This is a genomic window from Marinobacterium mangrovicola, from assembly GCF_004339595.1.
Taxonomy (GTDB): Bacteria; Pseudomonadota; Gammaproteobacteria; order Pseudomonadales; family Balneatricaceae; genus Marinobacterium_D; species Marinobacterium_D mangrovicola.
In genome coordinates this window covers 1-19,718 of sequence record NZ_SMFU01000015.1, presented here as the reverse complement: position 1 = coordinate 19,718, position 19,718 = coordinate 1, and the positions used below count along the sequence as shown (strand labels likewise).

General features: G+C 56.9%; 23 protein-coding genes. 19 read left to right on the top strand and 4 right to left on the bottom strand.

Annotated features, from left to right (window positions below; translation table 11 throughout):
• Together CLV83_RS22010 and CLV83_RS22005 are read right to left on the bottom strand one after the other, a co-directional pair.
• The gene (locus tag CLV83_RS22010; protein ID WP_132298023.1) at window positions 1-699 is read right to left on the bottom strand and encodes an HAD-IA family hydrolase; all 699 of its coding nucleotides are present in this window, start codon (window positions 697-699) and stop codon (window positions 1-3) included.
• 61 nt (window positions 700-760) lie between these two features.
• Window positions 761-1,843, bottom strand: a complete 1,083-nt coding sequence (locus tag CLV83_RS22005) for an ABC transporter ATP-binding protein (protein ID WP_132298021.1) — start codon at window positions 1,841-1,843, stop codon at window positions 761-763.
• Window positions 1,844-1,946: 103 nt separating this feature from the next.
• On the opposite strand from CLV83_RS22005, the gene CLV83_RS22000 reads away from it, so the two are divergent.
• From CLV83_RS22000 to CLV83_RS21980, 5 genes are all read left to right on the top strand, one after another.
• Window positions 1,947-2,909, top strand: a complete 963-nt coding sequence (locus tag CLV83_RS22000; RefSeq protein ID WP_132298019.1) for a LysR family transcriptional regulator — start codon at window positions 1,947-1,949, stop codon at window positions 2,907-2,909.
• A gap of 430 nt (window positions 2,910-3,339) precedes the next feature.
• Window positions 3,340-4,002 carry an HAD family hydrolase gene (locus CLV83_RS21995; RefSeq protein WP_132298017.1) on the top strand — a complete coding sequence of 221 codons (663 nt, stop codon included), beginning with the start codon at window positions 3,340-3,342 and terminating at the stop codon, window positions 4,000-4,002.
• A 48-nt stretch (window positions 4,003-4,050) separates the two neighbouring features.
• Entirely contained in the window at window positions 4,051-4,539 is a 489-nt protein-coding gene (locus CLV83_RS21990; protein WP_132298015.1) for an Lrp/AsnC family transcriptional regulator, read from the top strand.
• 10 nt (window positions 4,540-4,549) lie between these two features.
• Window positions 4,550-5,440, top strand: a complete 891-nt coding sequence (locus CLV83_RS21985; protein ID WP_132298013.1) for a GNAT family N-acetyltransferase — start codon at window positions 4,550-4,552, stop codon at window positions 5,438-5,440.
• Window positions 5,441-5,512: 72 nt separating this feature from the next.
• Window positions 5,513-6,970: an NAD-dependent succinate-semialdehyde dehydrogenase gene (locus tag CLV83_RS21980; RefSeq protein ID WP_132298011.1), complete on the top strand. Its 1,458-nt coding sequence runs from the start codon at window positions 5,513-5,515 to the stop codon at window positions 6,968-6,970.
• A gap of 89 nt (window positions 6,971-7,059) precedes the next feature.
• On the opposite strand, the gene CLV83_RS21975 is transcribed toward CLV83_RS21980, so the two are convergent.
• Entirely contained in the window at window positions 7,060-7,989 is a 930-nt protein-coding gene (locus CLV83_RS21975; RefSeq protein ID WP_132298009.1) for a 2-hydroxyacid dehydrogenase, read from the bottom strand.
• 306 nt (window positions 7,990-8,295) lie between these two features.
• Here CLV83_RS21975 and msrP point away from each other — a divergent pair, with 306 nt between their 5' ends.
• The 9 genes from msrP to CLV83_RS21930 all read left to right on the top strand — a co-directional run bounded on the left by msrP (window position 8,296) and on the right by CLV83_RS21930 (window position 15,383).
• Window positions 8,296-9,300 (top strand): protein-methionine-sulfoxide reductase catalytic subunit MsrP, encoded by a 1,005-nt coding sequence (gene msrP / locus CLV83_RS21970; RefSeq protein ID WP_132298007.1) that lies wholly within the window; start codon window positions 8,296-8,298, stop codon window positions 9,298-9,300.
• Entirely contained in the window at window positions 9,291-9,923 is a 633-nt protein-coding gene (locus CLV83_RS21965) for a protein-methionine-sulfoxide reductase heme-binding subunit MsrQ (protein ID WP_132298005.1), read from the top strand. The genes msrP and CLV83_RS21965 overlap by 10 nt, the downstream gene beginning before the upstream one ends.
• A gap of 168 nt (window positions 9,924-10,091) precedes the next feature.
• On the top strand, window positions 10,092-10,394 hold the full coding sequence (locus CLV83_RS21960; protein WP_132298003.1) for a hypothetical protein: 303 nt from the start codon (window positions 10,092-10,094) through the stop codon (window positions 10,392-10,394).
• A gap of 14 nt (window positions 10,395-10,408) precedes the next feature.
• Window positions 10,409-10,648: a DUF3144 domain-containing protein gene (locus tag CLV83_RS21955; RefSeq protein WP_132298001.1), complete on the top strand. Its 240-nt coding sequence runs from the start codon at window positions 10,409-10,411 to the stop codon at window positions 10,646-10,648.
• Window positions 10,649-10,738: 90 nt separating this feature from the next.
• Entirely contained in the window at window positions 10,739-10,945 is a 207-nt protein-coding gene (locus tag CLV83_RS21950; protein WP_132297999.1) for a DUF2970 domain-containing protein, read from the top strand.
• Window positions 10,946-11,163: 218 nt separating this feature from the next.
• Window positions 11,164-12,297 carry a cytochrome c oxidase subunit II gene (gene coxB, locus CLV83_RS21945; protein ID WP_132297997.1) on the top strand — a complete coding sequence of 378 codons (1,134 nt, stop codon included), beginning with the start codon at window positions 11,164-11,166 and terminating at the stop codon, window positions 12,295-12,297.
• Window positions 12,297-13,907, top strand: a complete 1,611-nt coding sequence (gene ctaD, locus CLV83_RS21940; RefSeq protein WP_424399134.1) for a cytochrome c oxidase subunit I — start codon at window positions 12,297-12,299, stop codon at window positions 13,905-13,907. The genes coxB and ctaD overlap by 1 nt, the downstream gene beginning before the upstream one ends.
• Before the next feature lie 4 nt (window positions 13,908-13,911).
• Window positions 13,912-14,484, top strand: coding sequence for a cytochrome c oxidase assembly protein (locus CLV83_RS21935; RefSeq protein WP_132297995.1), 573 nt, complete (start codon window positions 13,912-13,914; stop codon window positions 14,482-14,484).
• Complete coding sequence (locus tag CLV83_RS21930) at window positions 14,481-15,383, top strand: cytochrome c oxidase subunit 3 (RefSeq protein ID WP_132297993.1); 903 nt, start codon at window positions 14,481-14,483, stop codon at window positions 15,381-15,383. Before CLV83_RS21935 ends, CLV83_RS21930 begins: the two co-directional genes overlap by 4 nt.
• Before the next feature lie 24 nt (window positions 15,384-15,407).
• Here CLV83_RS21930 and CLV83_RS21925 read toward each other — a convergent pair whose 3' ends face one another.
• On the bottom strand, window positions 15,408-15,611 hold the full coding sequence (locus tag CLV83_RS21925) for a DUF2909 domain-containing protein (RefSeq protein ID WP_132297991.1): 204 nt from the start codon (window positions 15,609-15,611) through the stop codon (window positions 15,408-15,410).
• 14 nt (window positions 15,612-15,625) lie between these two features.
• Here CLV83_RS21925 and CLV83_RS21920 point away from each other — a divergent pair, with 14 nt between their 5' ends.
• The 5 genes from CLV83_RS21920 (at window position 15,626) to CLV83_RS21900 (ending at window position 19,494) form a co-directional block, all read left to right on the top strand.
• Window positions 15,626-16,378: an SURF1 family protein gene (locus CLV83_RS21920; RefSeq protein ID WP_165900381.1), complete on the top strand. Its 753-nt coding sequence runs from the start codon at window positions 15,626-15,628 to the stop codon at window positions 16,376-16,378.
• On the top strand, window positions 16,345-16,812 hold the full coding sequence (locus tag CLV83_RS21915; RefSeq protein ID WP_132297987.1) for a hypothetical protein: 468 nt from the start codon (window positions 16,345-16,347) through the stop codon (window positions 16,810-16,812). The genes CLV83_RS21920 and CLV83_RS21915 overlap by 34 nt, the downstream gene beginning before the upstream one ends.
• Window positions 16,813-16,826: 14 nt before the next feature.
• Entirely contained in the window at window positions 16,827-17,876 is a 1,050-nt protein-coding gene (locus CLV83_RS21910; protein ID WP_243642485.1) for a COX15/CtaA family protein, read from the top strand.
• A complete protein-coding gene (cyoE, locus tag CLV83_RS21905; RefSeq protein WP_132297985.1) occupies window positions 17,854-18,762 on the top strand; it encodes a heme o synthase in 909 nt (302 codons plus the stop codon). Before CLV83_RS21910 ends, cyoE begins: the two co-directional genes overlap by 23 nt.
• Before the next feature lie 126 nt (window positions 18,763-18,888).
• A complete protein-coding gene (locus CLV83_RS21900) occupies window positions 18,889-19,494 on the top strand; it encodes a Yip1 family protein (RefSeq protein WP_132297983.1) in 606 nt (201 codons plus the stop codon).
• Window positions 19,495-19,718 lie beyond the last annotated feature (224 nt).

Here is a 19,718-nt window from a genome sequence, read left to right as displayed (position 1 = left end):
TCAGAGTCCTTCCACCGCGTCGGCGAGTGCTTTCATGGAGGTGAAGTGGAAGTCCGGCTTGGTGACTTCCTTCGGATCCGGTGTGCCGCCGAAACCGGCCTGGTCGTGACGACGCTCGATCCAGCAGGTGGTGTAGCCTTCAGCCTTGGCCACGCCGATGTCGTGGTACTGGCTCTGGGCCACGTGCAGGATCTCGTTCTGCGGGTAACCGAAGGCGAACTGGCGGCCTTTGTTGTAGGCGAAGTACTTGGGATCCGGTTTCGGGCAGCCGGTCTCATCGCAGGTAACGCTGTCGTGGAACGGGTAGCCCAGGGTGTGGTTGTAGGCGGTGAACGCGGTGCGGTCAGCGTTGGTCATCGCTACCAGGCGGAAGTGCTTGCGCAGGCGCTGCATCGCTTCGATGGAGTCTTCAAATGCCGGCCAGCGCAGTACAGCCAGCTGGAAAGCGTCGGCGGATTCCTGGTCGGCCGGCAGGTCCAGTTTCTTCGCCAGATGCTTGTAAACATCTGCCATGGCGCTGCTTGAGCGGCCCGGGAAAAGATCGCGACCTTCCTTGTAGGGGGCGAAAATCTCGTCATCGGTGTAACGCTGGGCAACCTCGCCACCGATGCGACGCACCGCATTGAGAACACCGGATTCAAAATCGATCAGCGTGCCGACTACGTCAAATGTCAGTACTTTAAAATCGGTAAGCTCCATGAGTGGAAAGCTCCTATCAATGATTACAGGGTTGTGGAGTGAGTTCGTTTAGGCCGGTTGTTCAGGCGCATTGCGGCACGACGATGGTGTCTTCGGGATGCAGTGCGACTTTGAGTGTTTCGCCGATGGCCGGAATCTGTTGGGCGGCGGTGTAATGGCTGGGCTGGCGCAAGGTGATCGCCTTGCCGTTCTCCAGCTCCAGGTAAACGCGCAGGCTGTCACCCTGATACACCACGTCGGTGACCTTGCCGCTGAGTCGGTTAACGCAGTCCGGCTGGGTACCGTCGTCGATCAGCAGTTTCTCGGTCTGGATCGACAGCAGCAGATCATTGGAATCGGGCAGGGCGCGGGCAGAGGTCAGTTCAGCTGACCCCACCTTGACGCGGTTACCGTCGATGCGGGTTGCCGCGACCAGCGTCGAGTCACCGATGAAGTCTGCGACAAACGAGTCCTTGGGATTGTTGTGCAGCTCCTCGGGAGCGCCGATCTGCACCAGTTCACCGTTGCGCAGGATAGCGACCCGGTCACTCATGGTCAGCGCCTCGCCCTGGTCGTGGGTGACGTAGACGATGGTGGCGCCCAGGCGCTTGTGCAGGTTGCGCAGCTCGATCTGCATATTCTCGCGCAGCTGTTTGTCCAGCGCGGAGAGCGGTTCGTCCATCAGAATCAGGCTGGGTTCGAATACCATGGCGCGGGCCAGGGCAACGCGCTGGCGCTGACCGCCGGAAAGGGCTGCGATGTTACGATCCTGATAGCCGTCCAGCTCCACCATCGCCAGGGCGTTCTTGACCTTCTCCGGCCAGGTGGACTTGGGCAGGCGGCGGGCCCGAAGCGGGAAAGCTACGTTTTCACCTACGGTCATGTGTGGGAAGAGCGCATAGCTCTGGAACACGATGCCGATCTCACGTTTGTGCGGCGGGGTGAACGTCATATCTTTTCCGTCCACCCAAATAGAACCTGAAGAAGGCATTACAAAACCGCCCAATAAACCCAGCAAGGTGGTTTTTCCTGAACCGGAAGGTCCTAATAGCGAAACGAATTCGCCTTTTTTAATTTCGAGATTTACCGGTTTTAAAGCTTGAGTTTCACCGTAGCTTTTACTTGCGCCCTGAATAGAAACTCCGCTGCTGTGACTGGTATTCATAGCTTATCTCGTTTCGGTTTTCGTTATGTCTGTTTCAATAAATAACAGCAGACGAACGCCGGAATCAATTGAAAAAAAATTTTGCATGACATAACTTCATGTTATGCCATCACTAAGACGACAAATTCCAAGTGCCAATGCTCTGTTCGTATTTGAGTCCGCTGCGCGCTGTGGAAGCTTCACTAAAGCGGCTGCTGAAATGGGGGTTACCCAGCCGGCTGTTAGCCGCATGCTGTCGCTGCTTGAGGAGTACCTGGAGGTCCGGCTCTTCGAGCGGAAGTCGGGCCGCTCCCTGCTGACGGAGGATGGCGAGATCCTCTATCGTGGTGTGAAGGATGGTTTCCAGCGCATCGATGCTTCGCTGCAGGAGATCGCTGCGCGCAGGTCGGGGATGGAGACGGTCACCCTGTCGGTGTCCACGGCCTTTACCACCCACTGGCTGATGCCGCGAATGCACAGGCTGCAGACGCAGCTTCCCAACGTGGATATCCGCTTTCAGCTGATGTCCGGAGCGATCTCCGGGTCGGTGGAGGATGTGGACTTCGGTATGCGCTTCATGTCCGGTGAGGATCTGGCGCAGGGCGCGGATTTACTGGTTCCTGAGCTGCTGGTGCTGGTCTGTAGCCCGGAGTACAAGGCGACCCACTTCGCCGGACAGGAGGAGCCTGCCACCTATATTGGTCTGACCGATAATCGCACCAACTGGCTGGACTATTTCACCAGTGTGGACTGCCCGGCATCCGCTCTGCACTCGCTTGAGTTCACCGACTATGCGGTGGTGCTTCAGGCGGCCCTGCTCGGCCAGGGGTTTGCGGTGGGCTGGATGAATGTCGTATCGAACTGGCTGTGCAATGGTGCGCTGGTGCCGGTGAGTTCGGAGCTGGTTACCACCGGGCGTCTATGCCATATCACCTTCCCCCGCAACAAGCCGTTGTCCCCGGCGGCGCGTAAGGTCAAAGACTGGATCATCGCCGAGACCCATGCCGATATTGCGCTATTGAACGAGCGCTTTCCCGAGCTGGATATTATCGATGCCTGTCGCAGGCATAACTTAGATTTAAGTTGATCTTCGCAACAAAATCCGCACTTTGAAGTGCACCATTAGTTTCCAATGATGATTTTTAATGTCTTCTATTGGTGCATAAAATCTCCTTTATTTTCATATTATCCATATCGGAAAATGACAATTAACAAATAAGAAAATAATGTTTTTTGTTTATTTGAAAATGTTTTTTAAAAAATGCTCTTTTATTTAAATTGCTCCTCATATTATTCTGAATGTAATTGAGCAAGTGGTGATTGATTTCACCAGTTATGAAAATACCCCTCCGGTTTAAATGCAGGGATTAACTTTGTGCGGCCTGAATTTGGCCCGGGTAAGCTGGCTGATGGGTGGATAAGCCCTTGTTTGCTGCCACGGTGCCGAGGTTGGCTGGCGACAGGCGCCTCTTTGCAGGTCTGTTTCCAGCCAGGGGCGCAGTTGTAAGGGGAACCGCATGAAAGCACAGGGTGATGTGCACCTGGTTAGCTATCGTCATCTCGTACTTGATCTGCCCGCTGGACTGGTCAACTTCGAGCGTTCGCTTATCACGGCGCTGCAGTCGCTGGCGCGGCTGACCCAGCGACATGACACCGATGAGTATCTGCTCAGGCGCTTCGATTCGATACTTGCCAACCTCTGCGGTGCACAGCCGGAATCGGATCTGGAAAACTGTATCGAGCTGGCTTATTTGGAGCTCCGCAATGAGCTGGGGCTCCAGAGCGACCTGCACGCAGCAAGGGCATTTGCCCGGCAGGTGACCCGGTGGCAGCTGTATGAAGATGTGCCGGGCGCGTTGTTGTATCTGCGCAAGTTCTTCACCCTGTCGCTGCTCTGTCCCCAGCGCTACCAGCCGTTGGCGGCATCGATTGCCGGGGTCCGGTTTCTGGAGGGAGAGCTTTGCGATGAGGTGCGTGTCGATTCCCGCGTGCCGGCTCTGTTCATCGGTGGATCTCGATCGCTTGTTCCTTCAGGCGCGGACTGGTGTCAGCTGCGGCGCGCCGGGCGCAAGGATTCAGAGGGTGCTGCGCTGGTTGTGGATAGCCTGCTGGAGCTTGTGGCTCTGCATCAGACGCAGTTGCGCGTCGCCAGTGCAGGGCTTGAGGGGTGTCTGCCCTGAGGCCGATAGCGTTTGGCGAGGTGAAGGTGACAGGGGAACGGGGGCTGCATGTATGAAAGTATGAAGCTGGACCGGATAGATATCAGCATTCTGGTGGAACTTCAGAATCAAGGCCGCATTAGCAATGTGAACCTGGCCGATGCGGTTGGGTTGTCGGCCAGCCCATGTCTACAGCGTGTGAAAAGGCTTGAGCAGGCGGGCTATATAAACAGCTATAACGCGCGGCTGGATCTTGAACGCCTGACCGACACGATCACCGTGTTCACCGAGGTGTTTCTGCAAGATCACAGGCTGTCGGATTTTTCCCGTTTTGAACGGGCCATCAGCAAGGTGGAAGAGGTGATGGAGTGCCATCTGATCAGCGGCGGCTTTGACTATCTGCTGCGCTTTCTCTGCCGCAACATCAAGCACTATCAGCAAGTGATCGAGTCGGTCATCAGCAGTGATCTGGGTATTGAAAAATACTTCAGCTATATCGTGATCAAATCGCCGCTACACAGGGAGTCTGTGCCGTTGCGTAATCTATTGCAGGAGTGAGACTCGAGCTATGTCGAACAGTTCTTCCAGCGCGGCCGGTCAACCCGGTGACAGCGAGATTAATCCTCCAGGGATGACAATTCGTGCAGCCGGTGCATCGGATTTGCCGGCCATGTGCCAACTCTCTTTTGACCAGGGCTGGCCGCACCGAATAGGTGACTGGCTGTTGATGCTGGATCTCGCCGAGGCCGTTGTGCTGGAGGATCGCTCCGGCGTGATCGGCTGTGGTCTGCGTATCGCACAGGGTGATCGCGCCTCATTGGCGTTGATTCTGGTTCAGCAGGCCTGCCGTGGCAGAGGGCTGGGGAAAAGCTTAATGCAGACGCTGATTGAGCAGTCGCCGACACCCGCTCTGTTTTTGAACGCGACAGAGGAGGGGGCGCCGCTCTATCGAAAGTACGGCTTCATTGATGCGGGGTGTGTTGTTCAGTGGCAGGGGATCTGTCGGGGTGTTGAGCCTCACTATCTGATAGATGAAGTGGAGCCTCTCGCGAGCGCGGATTGTGCAGAGGTCAGGCAGATGCTGCAGCGCGCCAGGGGTGTTGATCCCGACACGCTGATATGGGCGATGGAGCGGTCGCAGGAGCGGCTGATCGGGTTGAGGCGCGAAGGTGTCCTTCAGGGCGTCGCCAGCCTGCGGCGTTTCGGTCGTGGTTGGGTGATCGGTCCGGTGATTGGCCGCAGCGAAGCGGATGCGATGCAGCTGATCGAAGCCTTGGCTGTCGACCTCGATGGTGAGTTTCTGCGTGTGGATCTTCCCGAACCTGCTGGACTTGAGCCCTTGCTGCAGCGCCTTGGGCTGAGTCCTGTCGACCGCGTGAAGCTGATGTACCGAGGCGATCAGCCATCGCTGTCGGGGGAGGAACAGCTCTTCGCGCTTTTCAGCCAGGCAACGGGTTGAGGTTGAACGATTTTTTCAATCATGGTGCCGCATGTCCGGTGCGATGAAACCAACAGATACAGAGGTTTTGCAATGTTAAAAGATCTTCTCAAGGATCCGTCGCTGCTGGCGGAAAAAGCCTATGTGAACGGTAGCTGGATCGATGCCGACTCCAGTGAAACCCTGGCGGTCACCGATCCGGCCAGCGGCGAAACTATCGCCACTGTGCCGGCCATGGGTGCCGAAGAGACCCGGCGGGCGATTGAACTGGCGGAAAAAGCCTGGCCGGCCTGGCGTGCCCGTCCTGCGGCCGAGCGCGCCGCGCTGCTTGAGGCCTGGAACGACCTGATGCTGGAAAATCTTGAAGATCTGGCGATCATCATGACGATGGAGCAGGGCAAGCCCCTGGTGGAAGCTCAGGGCGAAGTGCGTTACGGCGCCAGTTTCGCTAAGTGGTTCTCGGAAGAGGCGCGCCGCAGCTACGGTGAGACGATCCCGGCGCCCAGCGGTGACCGCCGCCTGATGACGATCAAGCAGCCGGTGGGTGTCTGTGCCGCGATCACACCGTGGAACTTCCCCAACGCCATGATCACCCGCAAGGTGGCGCCGGCGCTGGCGGCAGGCTGCCCGATCATTGTGAAGCCGGCGGACCTGACGCCTCTGTCGGCGCTGGCGCTGGCGGTACTGGCCGAGCGCGTGGGTATTCCTGCCGGTGTGTTTAACGTGATTACCGGTCTGCCGGCGGGTATCGGTGGCGAGCTGACCAGCAATCCTGCGGTGCGTAAGATCTCCTTCACCGGCTCCACCGGTGTTGGCAGCCTGCTGATGCGCCAGAGCGCCGATACCATCAAGCGGCTGAGCCTGGAGCTGGGCGGTAACGCGCCGTTTATCGTCTTCGACGATGCCGATATCGAGCTGGCCGTGGCCGGCGCCATGGCCAGCAAGTTCCGTAACGCGGGCCAGACCTGTGTTTGCGCCAACCGCCTGCTGGTGCAGAGCGGTATCTATGACCGCTTCGCCGCGCGTCTGGTCGAAGAGGTGGAAAAGCTCAAGGTCGGCTACGGCATGGAGCCGGGTACCACCATCGGCCCCATGATCAATGCTCAGGCTGTGGATAAGGTAACCGCCCATATTCAGGATGCCATCGATAAGGGGGCCAAGGTGCTAACCGGCGGTCTGCCGGAAGCTGGGTCGCCATATGTGAAGCCGACCGTGCTCTCTGAAGCCAACACCGATATGCTGCTTGCCCATGAGGAAACCTTTGGTCCGGTGGCGCCGCTGATTCGGTTTGATACCGAAGAGGAGGCGATCGCCATCGCCAACGGTACGCCTTTCGGCCTTGGCTCTTACTACTTCACCCAGGATATGCAGCGTTCCTGGCGCGTCATGGATGCACTGGAGTTCGGTATGGTTGGATTGAACACCGGTGCTATCTCCATGGAAGTAGCGCCGTTCGGCGGAATCAAACAGTCCGGTATTGGCCGTGAAGGCTCAAGCCTGGGGATGGATGAATATCTCGAGGTGAAGGCGTTCCATATCGGCGGACTCTGAGCCTCGCCTTATCTGAACCCTCCAATGTAAACACACCAAAAAAAGCCGCCTGAAATGGGCGGCTTCTTTACGTCTGATATCAGACGGGTTCAGTAGCCCCTGGAGCGGTCTACCAGTCCGCTGACCGGTTTGCCCTGGGCCAGGTTGTCGATATTCTCCAGCAGAACCGCCGCTGCAGATTCCGGCTGGGTCTGGCTGGCGATATGCGGAGTGATCAGAATTCTTGGATGCTGCCAGAAGGGGTGGCCTTTCGGCAGGGGCTCCGGGCTCTGCACATCAAGCACCGCTGATGATAGCCGGCCGCTGTCCAACGCGTGTAACAGGTCTGCTTCGACCAGATGATCGCCGCGGCCCACATTGATCAGTCCTGCGCCAACAGGTAGTTGCTTGAACAGACTGGAGTTGAGGATGCCTCGTGTCTTATCGGTAAGCGGCAGCAGACAGACGAGGATATTGCACCCGGCGAGAAACGCGCCGAGCTCCTGCTCTCCCTTGAATATCTGCACGCCTTGCAGCGGTTTGCCCGAACGGCTCCAGCCGCGGCAGTCGAAACCTATACTGGAGAGTGTTGAGGCAACCGCCGTTCCCAGCTGACCCATGCCAAGAACACCGATAGTGGTTTCGGCAACCGGTTTCACATCGAAGATTTCGTACACTTCGCGGCGCTGCTGATCGATATAGTCGACCAGATTGCGATGGATGCCGAGCGCCGCCATTAGTACGTATTCACGCATGGTGGAGACGATGCCGGGCTCCTGCATCCGTATCAGCGGGATCTGCGGAGGGATGCGCGTCAGGTCGAACTGGTCGATACCCGCGCCAATGGAGAAGATCGCCTCGAGGTTGGGAAAGCGGCTCAGATCCTCGAGCGCTTCCGGTGACCAGGTGCCGATAAAACGCACCGCTGCGGGGTCGCCGGTTTCCGGCCAGATATGAAAGGGGATATGCGGTGCGTGAACGGCAAAGTATCGCTTCCAGCGAAGGCCGCGCTGCCGGTCAGCGTGGTAGATAAAACTCATGGGGATTCCTTTTGGTGGCTATCGATGCCGGGCCGGTTTTCTGCGTAAACCCTTACCCTACTGAAACTTGGCAACATTGACTGCTTAAATCGACTCTCGTAATAGCAGTTCCTGCGGATTCCGCGCCCGCAGGGCGCAGATGATCGGTAATGAACCCCGTTTCGTAATGGAGATTGTCCTCAGAAAAGCAAAGAAATGTGGCTCCAGTGTAAGGTTTAACGCCTTCGCGCGACTACACAGCAGAAGACACAGGGAGCTTTATGTAAAGCCTGGCGTCTAACCCGTTACAAAATAAGGAGACGACGGATGTTGATTAAAAAACCATCGGATATCCGGTCCAGCGAAATAACACCGGAATCGGTCTACCGTCGCCGTCGCGAGCTGCTCAAGGCGATGCTGGCCGGTGGCGCACTGATGGCTGCTGGTCCCGCCCGGGCGCTGGAACGTTATGAACTGCCGGATGAGGCGAAACGCTATCCGGGCCCGGAGTGGCTGCAGGAAAAGCTGCGTGCTGCCAGCAAGGGCCAACCGATCAATGGTGAAGACCTGACGCCGTATCGCCACGTCACTGGTCATAACAACTTTTACGAGTTCGGTCTGGCGAAAGAGGATCCCAAAGCGAAGGCACAGGGGTTGAAAACCGATCCCTGGAAGGTCGAGGTCAGTGGCGAGTGCAGCAAGCCCGGTTCCTATAACCTGGAGGACCTGCTCAAACCCCATGAGCTGGAGGAGCGGATCTACCGTCTGCGCTGCGTCGAGGCCTGGTCCATGGTGATCCCCTGGGTGGGTGTTCCGCTGCATAAGCTGATCTCCCGTCTGGAGCCCACCGGTAACGCCAAGTTCGTAGAGTTCACTACCCTGCATGACCCTGACCAGATGCCGGGGCAGAAGAGCTTTTTCAGTACGCTGAATTGGCCCTATTCAGAAGGCCTGCGGATGGATGAGGCGATGCACCCGCTGACGCTGATGGCCGTAGGTGTTTATGGCGATGCGCTGCCGCCGCAGAACGGCGCGCCGTTCCGGCTGGTTGTGCCCTGGAAATATGGCTTCAAGAGTATCAAGTCGATCGTCAGCATCCGCTTTACCGAGCAGATGCCGCGCGCGACCTGGAATGAGACGGCGCCCAGCGAATACGGCTTTTACGCCAACGTGAACCCGGAAGTGGACCACCCGCGCTGGAGCCAGGCCACCGAGCGGCGTTTGCCTTCGTCGCTGTTCAACCCCAACCAGATCGATACACGTATGTTTAACGGCTATGCCGATCAGGTGGCTCATCTCTATCAGGGTATGGATCTGCGCAAATGGTACTGAGTATTGCGGAGCTGCATCGCTCCAAGGCAGGGCGCCGGAGCTTCTGGTGGTTGCTGTTCCTACTACCGCTGCTGCCACTGGCGTATATTGCTGAGGCCGCTTATAGCCTGGATCTGGGCGCGGATCCTGCGCAGACCATCGTCACCTTTTTTGGTATTTGGACGCTCAGGTTTCTGTTTCTGACTCTGGCAGTGACACCCTGCCGCCGTCTGTTTGGATGGAATTGGCTGCAGCGCTACCGGCGTATGTTCGGGCTCTACACGCTGTTTTACGCCTGTCTTCATCTGCTTTCCTTCGCCACTTTTATTCTTGGCTGGCGCGCAGACCTTATAGCCCGGGAGCTATCGGAGCGCCCCTACATCATAGTCGGCTTTGTCGCCTGGCTGGGGCTTGTGGCGCTCGGTATTACCTCGACCAGAGGCTGGGTCCGCAGGCTGGGCAGGCACTGGCAGCAGTTGCACTACCTGGTTTACCCCATTGCGCTGCTGGCGATGCTGCATTTCGCCTGGCTGATTCGCGCAGGGTTCGGTGAGGTGCTTGGCTACGCGCTGGTGTTGCTGGCGTTGTTGGGCCACCGGGTTATTTATTGGTGGAAACGACGTAGTCGGGTTCAACACGCCTGAGCTTGTTTTTGGCGTAAACCCGACACTTTGCGCTAGAGGGCGCTTTGTCGGGTTTGGGGCACTCCTTACATATCAGTAGCTTATGATGCTCTCTGCGGACTGGCTGTTCTGGCATTCGATATGCAATTTCTCTCGACGGGGTGAAGAACACGATAGGGAGAACAGGGGATGTCGAACACCGCTGAACGAATCGATACCGCGGGGCTTACCGGCGATAGCGCACTGAACTTTATCAATGTGGTGGACTCGCATCTGCGCGTGGTTTCCCGCTTGCAGCTTGCCACCGAAGCCCATCATACGATTCGTCTGCATCTCAGTCTGTTCTACGACAATCAGCAGGCGGGCTCCCTTTCCTTCGACCTGAACGGTTTTAGCCCTGCCGAGAGCGTGGCTTTGGCCCGTGATATCAAGTCGAATCACTACATTTTGCGTGAGATAGATGAATATCTCTGCGGCGATATGGTTGAGTAACCGAGGAGTGCGAGATGCTTGAAGCTGATTTTTTTGAAGTATCGGATGAGTTCGTCAATCTCGCCAACGAGATGCTGGAGGAGTGGGCTCAGCCTATGTTGAGCGCCGCGATCATGCATGCCGCCGCGCGGTTCAATGCATTCAATTATCTCAGCCAGGAAGATGATGACCCGTCCAAGGCGGTGGGATTTCTGACCGATCAGTATCGCCAGATGCTGGAAGAAGCGATTCGAGAGATGCAGCGCGCTGGCTGATCCTCTCGGTATGGCTCTCTCGCAAAAGAGGCTTGCCTGACCTATATCTTAAGAGACCTGCCCACAGGTTTCTTAAGGAAGGTGAGTCTTATGAGTCATATCCTGAAGCGCTGGTGGCGAACCCTGCTTGGAGTACTCGCTGGCTTTTTGGGCGTCCAGTCCGAGCGGCGCCGGCAAGAGGATTTCAAAGAAGGGCGGGCCATCCACTTCGTGGTTGTAGGCCTGTTGATGGCCGCCGTTTTCGTGATTTTCGTGATTTTTCTCGTCCGTTGGGCTTTGAGTCTCAGTGGCGCATAATACCTGTTTGGCGACAAAGCCCGACGTTCGCTTCTTCAACTTGTCACTTCCTTGCATTTTTCTGGCGGCTGCTATACTCGGCAGTGAGGGCCAAGCCAAAGCCAGCCGCCAGATCTTGAAAGTTGCTTGCTTAGCTCTCTGATTCCAAAGGGAAAGGGACCCGCCTCGGCGGGCCGGAACGGAACCTGGGTATATCCTTATGGAGGCCAGGCATGGGAATGATAAGAATAATATCCCGGAGCTTCCCGCTGACCCTGTTGCCGCTGACGGCAAGGGCCGAGTGGACGCTGAATCTCAGTCCCGGTGTGACCGAGATCAGTCGCTCCATCTACGATCTGCACATGACGATCTTCTGGATCTGTGTTGCCATCGGCTGCGTGGTATTCGGGATCATGTTCTGGTCGATCTTCCATCACCGCAAGTCCCGCGGTGCCAAAGCCCATCATTTCCACGAACACACCCTGGTGGAGGTGATCTGGACGCTGATTCCCCTGGGGATTCTGGTCGCCATGGCGGTGCCGGCAACGGCAACGCTGGTCAAGATGTACGACCCCAAGGATGCAGGCCTTGATGTGCAGGTCACCGGTTACCAGTGGAAGTGGCGTTACCAGTACCTGGATCAGGATCTGGATTTCTTCAGTAACCTGGCAACTCCCCGTGAACAGGTCAGTAACGAACAGGCCAAGAGCGAAAACTACCTTTTAGAGGTGGATCGCCATCTGGTGTTACCTACCGATACCAAAATTCGATTTCTACTAACCGCCAATGACGTTATCCACAGCTGGTGGGTGCCGGCGCTGGCGGTGAAGAAGGATGCGATTCCGGGCTTTATCAATGAAGCCTGGACCCAGATCGATGAACCCGGCATCTACCGCGGTCAGTGTGCCGAGCTCTGCGGTAAGGATCACGGCTTTATGCCGATCGTGGTGGAGGCGGTTCCTCCCGAGGAGTTCCAGCAGTGGCTGGCCGACGCCAAGGCTGAAAAAGCCGCAGCAGCAGAGGCGGCCAATCGCAGCTGGACACTGGATGAGTTGATGCAGCGCGGTGAGCAGGTTTACCTGAGTAGCTGCGCAGCCTGTCACCAGGCCAGTGGCGAAGGGCTTCCGCCCGCTTTCCCCGCGCTGAAAAACAGCCCGATCGCCGTGGGTGATGTGGGTGCGCATATCGATATCGTACTGAACGGTAAAAGCGGCACTGCGATGCAGGCGTTCCGTGATCAGCTGGACCCGGTCGAGCTGGCAGCGGTGATCACCTATGAACGTAATGCCTGGGGTAACAGCACCGGTGAGGCGGTTTCGCCCACGCAGATTGCGGACCGACTTGGCGCTGCTGCAGAAGGGGAGGGCAACTGATGGCTATCTCGGATACGACCGGAGGCATGGATACAACTGCAGGCGAGCTGCATGAAGAGCATCATCATGGTCCGGCGAAAGGCATAGGCCGCTGGTTGTTCACGACCAACCACAAGGATATTGGCTCGCTTTATCTCTGGTTCAGCCTGCTGATGTTCCTGACCGGCGGCGTGATGGCGCTGCTGATCCGTGCCGAGCTGTTTCAGCCGGGGCTGCAGTTGGTTGAGCCGGGGTTCTTTAACCAGATGACCACCATGCACGGCCTGATCATGGTATTCGGCGCGGTGATGCCGGCTTTTGTCGGCCTGGCTAACTGGATGATCCCGATGATGATCGGAGCGCCGGACATGGCGCTGCCGCGGATGAATAACTGGAGTTTCTGGATTCTGCCGTTCGCCTTCGCGATGCTGGTTTCTACCCTGTTTATGGATGGCGGTGCACCCAACTTCGGCTGGACCTTCTATGCGCCTCTGTCCACGACTTATGCGCCGCCCAGCGTGACCTACTTTATCTTCGCCATCCATATCATGGGGGCGAGCTCCATCATGGGGGCGATCAATATCATCGCCACCATTCTGAACATGCGCGCTCCCGGCATGACCATGATGAAGCTGCCGCTGTTTGTCTGGTCCTGGCTGATTACCGCGTTTCTGCTAATCGCGGTGATGCCGGTGCTGGCCGGTGTGGTCACCATGATGCTGATGGATATCCATTTCGGTACCAGCTTCTTTAATGCCGCCGGCGGCGGTGATCCGGTGCTGTTCCAGCATGTGTTCTGGTTCTTCGGCCACCCCGAGGTGTACATCATGATCCTGCCGGCGTTCGGCATCATCAGCCAGATCATTCCGACCTTTTCGCGTAAGAAACTGTTCGGTTATGCCTCGATGGTGTACGCAACAGCGTCGATCGCGATTCTTTCCTTCCTGGTCTGGGCGCACCACATGTTCACCGTGGGGCTGCCTCTGGTGGGTGAGCTGTTCTTTATGTTTGCCACCATGTTGATCGCGGTGCCCACCGGGGTGAAGGTGTTCAACTGGGTGGCAACCATGTTCCGCGGCTCGCTCACGTTCGAGACGCCGATGCTGTTCGCCATCGCCTTTGTGGTGCTGTTCACCATCGGTGGTTTCTCCGGTCTGATGCTGGCGATAGCGCCGGTGGATTTTCAGTATCACGATACCTACTTCGTAGTGGCGCATTTCCACTACGTGCTGGTACCGGGGGCGATCTTCTCGATCATGGCGGCGGTCTATTACTGGTTGCCGAAGTGGACCGGACATCAGCTCAACGAAACCATGGGCAAGCTGCATTTCTGGCTTAGCTTTGTCGGCGTCAACATCACCTTCTTCCCGATGCACTTTATCGGCCTGGCCGGTATGCCCAGGCGTATTCCTGACTACGCGCTGCAGTTTGCCGACTTCAACATGGTGGCCTCCATCGGTGCTTTCATCTTCGGCTTTTCGCAGCTGCTGTTTGTCTGGAACGTGATCCAGAACGTGCGCAGCGGTGAGAAAGCCACATCTCAAGTTTGGGAGGGTGCCGAAGGACTGGAATGGACCGTGGATTCACCGGCGCCATATCACACCTTCAGCACACCACCGAAAGTGGATTAAGGCGATGACAGTCCGTAGCGCCAATCGTCGTTTGATCACACGTCTTCTGCTGGCGGCAGTTCTGATGTTCGGCTTTGGTTTTGCGCTGGTGCCGCTGTATGACGTTTTCTGCCGCGTTACCGGGTTAAACGGCAAGATAACCAATACGGGCCCGGTGGAGCAGACCGGTGTCGATACGCAGCGGTTGGTCAAGGTGCGGATGATCGGTGTGAACAACGAGGGTATGCCCTGGCAGTTCGGGCCGATCGATTCTTTGGTGGAGGTTAATCCGGGGGAGATGCGACAAACCGCGTTTCAGGCAAGTAATCCTACAGGGCGTTCCATGGTGGCCCAGGCGATTCCTTCGGTCGCTCCGGGAGAAGCCGCGCAGTATCTGCACAAGGTGAACTGTTTCTGTTTTAACTCTCAGACGCTGGCAGCCGGTGAATCGGTGGATATGCCGCTGTTGTTCGTGATCGACAAGGAGCTGCCCGAGCATATCCGCTCGATCACACTTTCCTACACGCTCTTCGATATCTCGCCGGATAAAACCGCGAGCCGCTCCGAAGAGGTCCAGATGGGAGGTTCCAGGATATGAGTGCTCCAAATGTGAATGCGCAGGAATCCTACTATGTGCCGGCGCAAAGCAGCTGGCCGATCCTGGCCTCGTTCGCCATGTTTCTGCTGGCGTTCGGGGCGGGAACGACGATCAACGGACTAAGCGGCAAAGCGGATGGAACCTTCGGCGTAGTCTTGCTGATGCTGGGTGCGTTGTTGATGGTGGGCATTCTGGTGGGCTGGTTCAGTCATGTCATCCATGAAAGCCGGGCCGGCCTGTACAGTCCACAGATGGACCGTTCTTTTCGCTGGGGTATGAGCTGGTTCATCTTCTCTGAAGTGATGTTTTTTGCGGCGTTTTTCGGCGCGCTCTTCTATGTGCGCAACCTGGCGGTGCCCTGGCTTGGTGGTGAGGGGGATAAGGGGGTATCGCAGATGCTCTGGCCAGGGTTCACCGCGGAGTGGCCGCTGATGAATCCGCCGGATGCTGCGCAGTTTGCCGGTCCCAGAGCAATCGTCGATCCCTGGCACATTCCGTTGCTCAATACCGTGCTGTTGGTGACATCAAGCTTCACAGTGACGCTGGCCCATCATGCCCTGCTCAAGGACAAACGCGCGATGGTGGCGCTCTGGCTTACCGCGACCATAGCGCTGGGTGCGATCTTTATCGGCTTTCAGGCCTACGAGTATGTGCACGCATACAACGATCTGGGGCTGACGCTGAACGCCGGTATCTATGGCGCAACCTTCTTTATTCTCACCGGATTTCATGGTCTGCATGTCACCCTCGGCACGCTGATGCTGATCATCATTCTGCTGCGGATTCTCAAGGGGCATTTCGATTCAAGGCATCATTTCGGCTTCGAGGCCGTGGCCTGGTACTGGCACTTCGTGGATGTGGTCTGGATCGGTCTGTTCCTGTTTGTTTATGTGTTCTAGGAGCAGCGCCCTGGGGTTGCCTGATTACCAGGGTACGTGGGAGTGGAGGTGGCCGCTGAGAAAGCCAAACAGCACGAGGGCGAGCAGCGCGGCGCTGAGAATGACGCGGATCATCAGGGCATTGGCCATGCGTTTTTCTCCGTCCCTGTCTTTCATCATGAACCAGAGGCTGGTGAACAGGGCGGTCACGATGGAAGCAAAGATGAGCAGGGCTGCGACGCGAAACATAGGAAGATCCTGTGGTGGCTCGGTTGTTATTTTCAGTCAGTAAAGAAGAGGTGAGGATATCCGGCAAGCTGAGCGCCCGGTTTTGGCTCTATCCATTCTGGCTTTTGGTGCTGGCGGGACTTGTTTCACTGGGTTTGTGGCAGCTCGACAGGGCGGACCTGAAAAAGCGTTGGCTGGCGCAACAGCAGGATCTGGAGTTGATCTCTCCGAGCGAAGTGGAGATCACGCAGGCCATGAAAGGGCGTCACTGGATCAGAGTTGTGCTGCCGGTCAGCTGGCCGCCGGTCGAACCGCTATATCTCGATAACAGAACCTACCAGGGGCAGGCCGGTTATGAGCTGTTACTGCCGGTAAGGCTGGAGGATGGGAGCCATATCGCCGCCAATTTGGGGTGGCTGCCGATACCGGGAAACCGTGATGTAAAGCCTCGATTGGTAAGGCCGGAGGTAGGGGGTCTCTCCGCAGTGCTGGGTTCACCGGTGGATACATTCACCTTGGCGGAAAGTGGGGCTGATAAGAAGTGGCGCCTGCAGCAGCAAAGTCTGCGGAAGATGGAAGCGCGCTGGCAGTTGGAGTTGCAGCCCTGGGTGATCTGGCTGACTGAGCCCGTAGTTGCTGACGTAGTAGCGAGGTCTCCAGGGACGGGGCAGATGCCACCGGAAAGACATATCGGCTATGCGTTTCAGTGGTTTTCGCTGGCATTTGCACTGCTGATACTGGGAGGAGTGCTGGAATGGAAAATAAGAAGAAGACAGCATCACGCGTGACGCTTTGGGCAATCTGGGCCATCGCATTGGTTCCGGTGGCCGCGGCAAGTCTTGCCTACACTCTGGATTGGCCGCTAACGCAGGGGCGTACTAACCAGGGAGAACTTCAGAGCCCTGTGCTCACCTTGAATCAGTGGGGTGGCAGCAGTGAGTTATACACAGGTCACTGGACGCTATTGGTTAAGCCGGAGCAAGAGTGCCGCCAGCCTTGCCAGACCCAGGTGGAGAGGCTGAAAGCGATTCATGATGCGCTTGGGCGCGATTCGACCCGGTTGAGAGTACATGTGGCCGAGACTGAATCGCTCGCGGTAGAGCAGGGTGTCTGGTTAATCGATCCGAACGGTAACCTGGTCCTCAAGTACCGGCCTGAGCTGATCGGCAAACCGTTGCTCAAGGACTTGAAGCGTCTACTGAAGGCGTCTCAGCTGGGCTAAGCGGGGAGGTAGGCATGAACCTTAACCCGAAAACGCCAAGCCTGAACTCAAGCTGGCGTCTGGTTAATTTCTCCATAGGGCTTGCGCTGGTGGTTGTGCTGCTGGGTGGATGGACGCGCCTTAACGATGCAGGGTTGGGCTGCCCGGACTGGCCGGCCTGCTATGGCCATTTCGTTCTACCGCCCGCGCATCAGGTGGAAGAGCGGATTCTGATCGACTTCCCGGGTCATGCGGTTGATCTGAAGAAGGGCTGGTTGGAGATGGTGCACCGTTACGCCGCTTCACTGCTCGGCCTGATGATTCTGCTGCAGGCAGTCATAGCCATACGTAAGCGAAGCATTGAAGGCTACCCTCTGTCGTTGTCCTGCAGTTTGCTGGTGCTGGTGATCATCCAGGGGCTGTTCGGCATGTGGACGGTGACTCTCAAACTTGTTCCCTGGGTTGTAACTCTGCATCTACTGGGGGGTATGGCTACCCTCGCGCTGCTGGTGAGGCTGCGTCAGCGTCTGAAGGCGCTAAAAGGCGCTGAGTTACCGACCGGGCGTCATGCCGAACCCGCCGTTGTCATGTTGGTGGTGGCGCTATTTATACAGATTTCGTTGGGTGGCTGGACCAGTACCAACTATGCAGGCTGGGCCTGCGATCACTGGCTGGTCTGCCACCAGGGGAATGTTATTGAGTATGACTTTGCGACCGGCATGAACCCTGTTGTTCCCCTCGGCCCCAATTATGAAGGCGGTATGCTTCCCGCAGAGGCAAGGGCTGCCATTCAGATCAGCCACCGGATCGGCGCCCTGATGTTCGTTCTTTCTTTGCTACTGGCCACCTGGCGGCTGCGCAATAACCCGGCGTTGAAGCCCTGGTTGGGGCTGGTTTGGGTGGTTACTGGCGCTCAGATAGTGCTGGGCGTGCTCAACGTGGTTTTCCAGTTACCTCTGTCATTGGCGACGGCTCACCACGCGGCGGCGGTTATGTTGCTGCTCTCGGTGATGGCTGTTTATGGCAGGGCTTGTGTAAAGCGGAAGCGAACGGAGGTCATTCATGGCTACCTATCCCCTGGCTAGACCGGAGATCATTGGCAAGGCAGGCTGGCGAGATTATCTAGCGCTATGCAAATTGAGAGTGGTCGCAGTGATGTTGCTGACGCTGGTTGTTGGCATGTGTCTGGCTACCCCGGAGCTACCTTCGCTGGCGTTGCTGCTGTTGACCAATATAGGTGTCGGCTTGGCGGCTGCTTCGGCTGCGGCGGTTAACCACGTGCTCGATCAGAGCATTGATGCGCGCATGGCGCGCACCGCCCGTCGGCCACTACCGCAAGGAAAGGTGACCCCGCTGCAGGCGGTCGTCTTCGCGGCTTCGCTCGGTGTGGCTGGTATTACAGTGCTCGCGCTCACGGTCAACCCGCTTACGGCCTGGCTGACGCTAGGCTCTTTAATCGGCTACGCCTTTGTCTATACCGCTTTCCTGAAAAGGGCGACTCCGCAGAACATAGTCATCGGTGGTGTGGCGGGGGCGGCGCCGCCGCTTATCGGCTGGGTTGCGGTAACGGGACAGGTTACAGCGGATGGCTTGCTTTTGATGTTGATTATCTTCGCCTGGACGCCGCCGCATTTCTGGGCTCTGTGTATCGCGCGCAAAGATGATTACGCCCGGGCGGGAGTGCCGATGCTGCCGATCACTCATGGGGAAAGCTTCACCCGCTTGCAGATTTTGCTGTACACCCTGTTAACCGTATTGCTGACTCTGCTGCCCTATTTTATTGGCCTGAGTGGTCTGATCTACCTGGTTTGCGTACTTATCCTGGATGCCCGCTTGCTCTACTGGGCATGGCGTTTGTACAGCGCCCGGGAAGTGGCTGATCCGATGAAAATGTTCCGCTTCTCGATTCTGTACATCATGGCGTTGTTTGCCATACTTCTTGTTGATCACTACTTGAAACTGCAGCTGTAAAAGCTCCGCTGAAAAGCGGGTGATGGACAGGCGGTAACGTGAGGGTTCACGGTTCGTCTGAAGACCAATCAGCAAAGCAACACGGACGGGAAAATAACAATAGCCGTTCGTTAGGAGGGTAGACGTATGTTCCTGCAGCACATGATGGGGGTGTTCTATCACCCGAAGCGGGAGTGGCGCTCAATCAAGAGCGAACATTACTCCACAACACATGTGTTTCTCGCCCAGATCAGCGTGCTGGCCGCAATACCGGCCATAGCGCTGTTTATAGGTACTACTCAGGTTGGCTGGAGTATTACCGGTTCCGATTACGTAAAACTTTCTGTGTCCAGTGCCTTGCCCGCCGCGATCGCACTCTACCTGGCGATGTGGGTGGCCGTTGGCTTTATTGCTTATACGATCCGCTGGATGGAGAAAACCTATGGCGGCAGCGTGAGCTTTGATGAGTGCATGGTGCTGACGACCTTTACCGCGACACCTCTGTTCCTGTCTGGGCTTGCAGGTCTATACCCCATGCTGTGGTTCAACGTCATCGTGGGATTGATAGCGCTGAGTTACTCGGTCTATCTGCTCTATAGTGGTGTGCCGGAGATCATGCAGATCCCGGAAGATCGTGCGTTCTTCTTCTCAACCTCGATCCTGACCGTCGGACTTGTGGTCCTGGTAGGTCTGCTGGCTTCTACCGTGATTCTCTGGAGTACAGTGGTCCCACTTAGCTATGTTTCTGGGTGATTTTTATACACTGATGGGAGTATGAAGAAAGGGAGCCTTAGCTCCCTTTCTTGTGGGCTGTTTATAGCCCGGAAGAGGCGCTTTGAACTTTTTGTAAATTATTTCCAAAAAGGTTGTTGACTCCCTCAAGCAGGTCTGTAGAATGCGCCTCCTCGCTTGAGACGACACACCCTTCGGGGCTGCAGACGACCAGCGAGGCGGTTTTCCAACCACTTGAATTTCTA

Coding starts and splice junctions, on each gene's coding strand:
- CLV83_RS21935 (WP_132297995.1), top strand. CDS start 13,912: ATGACAGTCCGTAGCGCCAATCGTCGTTTGATCACACGTCTTCTGCTG.
- cyoE (WP_132297985.1), top strand. CDS start 17,854: ATGGCTACCTATCCCCTGGCTAGACCGGAGATCATTGGCAAGGCAGGC.
- CLV83_RS22010 (WP_132298023.1), bottom strand. CDS start 699: ATGGAGCTTACCGATTTTAAAGTACTGACATTTGACGTAGTCGGCACG.
- CLV83_RS21930 (WP_132297993.1), top strand. CDS start 14,481: ATGAGTGCTCCAAATGTGAATGCGCAGGAATCCTACTATGTGCCGGCG.
- CLV83_RS21980 (WP_132298011.1), top strand. CDS start 5,513: ATGTTAAAAGATCTTCTCAAGGATCCGTCGCTGCTGGCGGAAAAAGCC.
- CLV83_RS21960 (WP_132298003.1), top strand. CDS start 10,092: ATGTCGAACACCGCTGAACGAATCGATACCGCGGGGCTTACCGGCGAT.
- CLV83_RS21900 (WP_132297983.1), top strand. CDS start 18,889: ATGTTCCTGCAGCACATGATGGGGGTGTTCTATCACCCGAAGCGGGAG.
- coxB (WP_132297997.1), top strand. CDS start 11,164: ATGATAAGAATAATATCCCGGAGCTTCCCGCTGACCCTGTTGCCGCTG.
- CLV83_RS21965 (WP_132298005.1), top strand. CDS start 9,291: ATGGTACTGAGTATTGCGGAGCTGCATCGCTCCAAGGCAGGGCGCCGG.
- ctaD (WP_424399134.1), top strand. CDS start 12,297: ATGGCTATCTCGGATACGACCGGAGGCATGGATACAACTGCAGGCGAG.
- CLV83_RS21925 (WP_132297991.1), bottom strand. CDS start 15,611: ATGTTTCGCGTCGCAGCCCTGCTCATCTTTGCTTCCATCGTGACCGCC.
- CLV83_RS21975 (WP_132298009.1), bottom strand. CDS start 7,989: ATGAGTTTTATCTACCACGCTGACCGGCAGCGCGGCCTTCGCTGGAAG.
- CLV83_RS21950 (WP_132297999.1), top strand. CDS start 10,739: ATGAGTCATATCCTGAAGCGCTGGTGGCGAACCCTGCTTGGAGTACTC.
- msrP (WP_132298007.1), top strand. CDS start 8,296: ATGTTGATTAAAAAACCATCGGATATCCGGTCCAGCGAAATAACACCG.
- CLV83_RS21955 (WP_132298001.1), top strand. CDS start 10,409: ATGCTTGAAGCTGATTTTTTTGAAGTATCGGATGAGTTCGTCAATCTC.
- CLV83_RS21915 (WP_132297987.1), top strand. CDS start 16,345: ATGGAAAATAAGAAGAAGACAGCATCACGCGTGACGCTTTGGGCAATC.
- CLV83_RS22005 (WP_132298021.1), bottom strand. CDS start 1,843: ATGAATACCAGTCACAGCAGCGGAGTTTCTATTCAGGGCGCAAGTAAA.
- CLV83_RS22000 (WP_132298019.1), top strand. CDS start 1,947: ATGCCATCACTAAGACGACAAATTCCAAGTGCCAATGCTCTGTTCGTA.
- CLV83_RS21910 (WP_243642485.1), top strand. CDS start 16,827: ATGAACCTTAACCCGAAAACGCCAAGCCTGAACTCAAGCTGGCGTCTG.
- CLV83_RS21985 (WP_132298013.1), top strand. CDS start 4,550: ATGTCGAACAGTTCTTCCAGCGCGGCCGGTCAACCCGGTGACAGCGAG.
- CLV83_RS21990 (WP_132298015.1), top strand. CDS start 4,051: ATGTATGAAAGTATGAAGCTGGACCGGATAGATATCAGCATTCTGGTG.
- CLV83_RS21995 (WP_132298017.1), top strand. CDS start 3,340: ATGAAAGCACAGGGTGATGTGCACCTGGTTAGCTATCGTCATCTCGTA.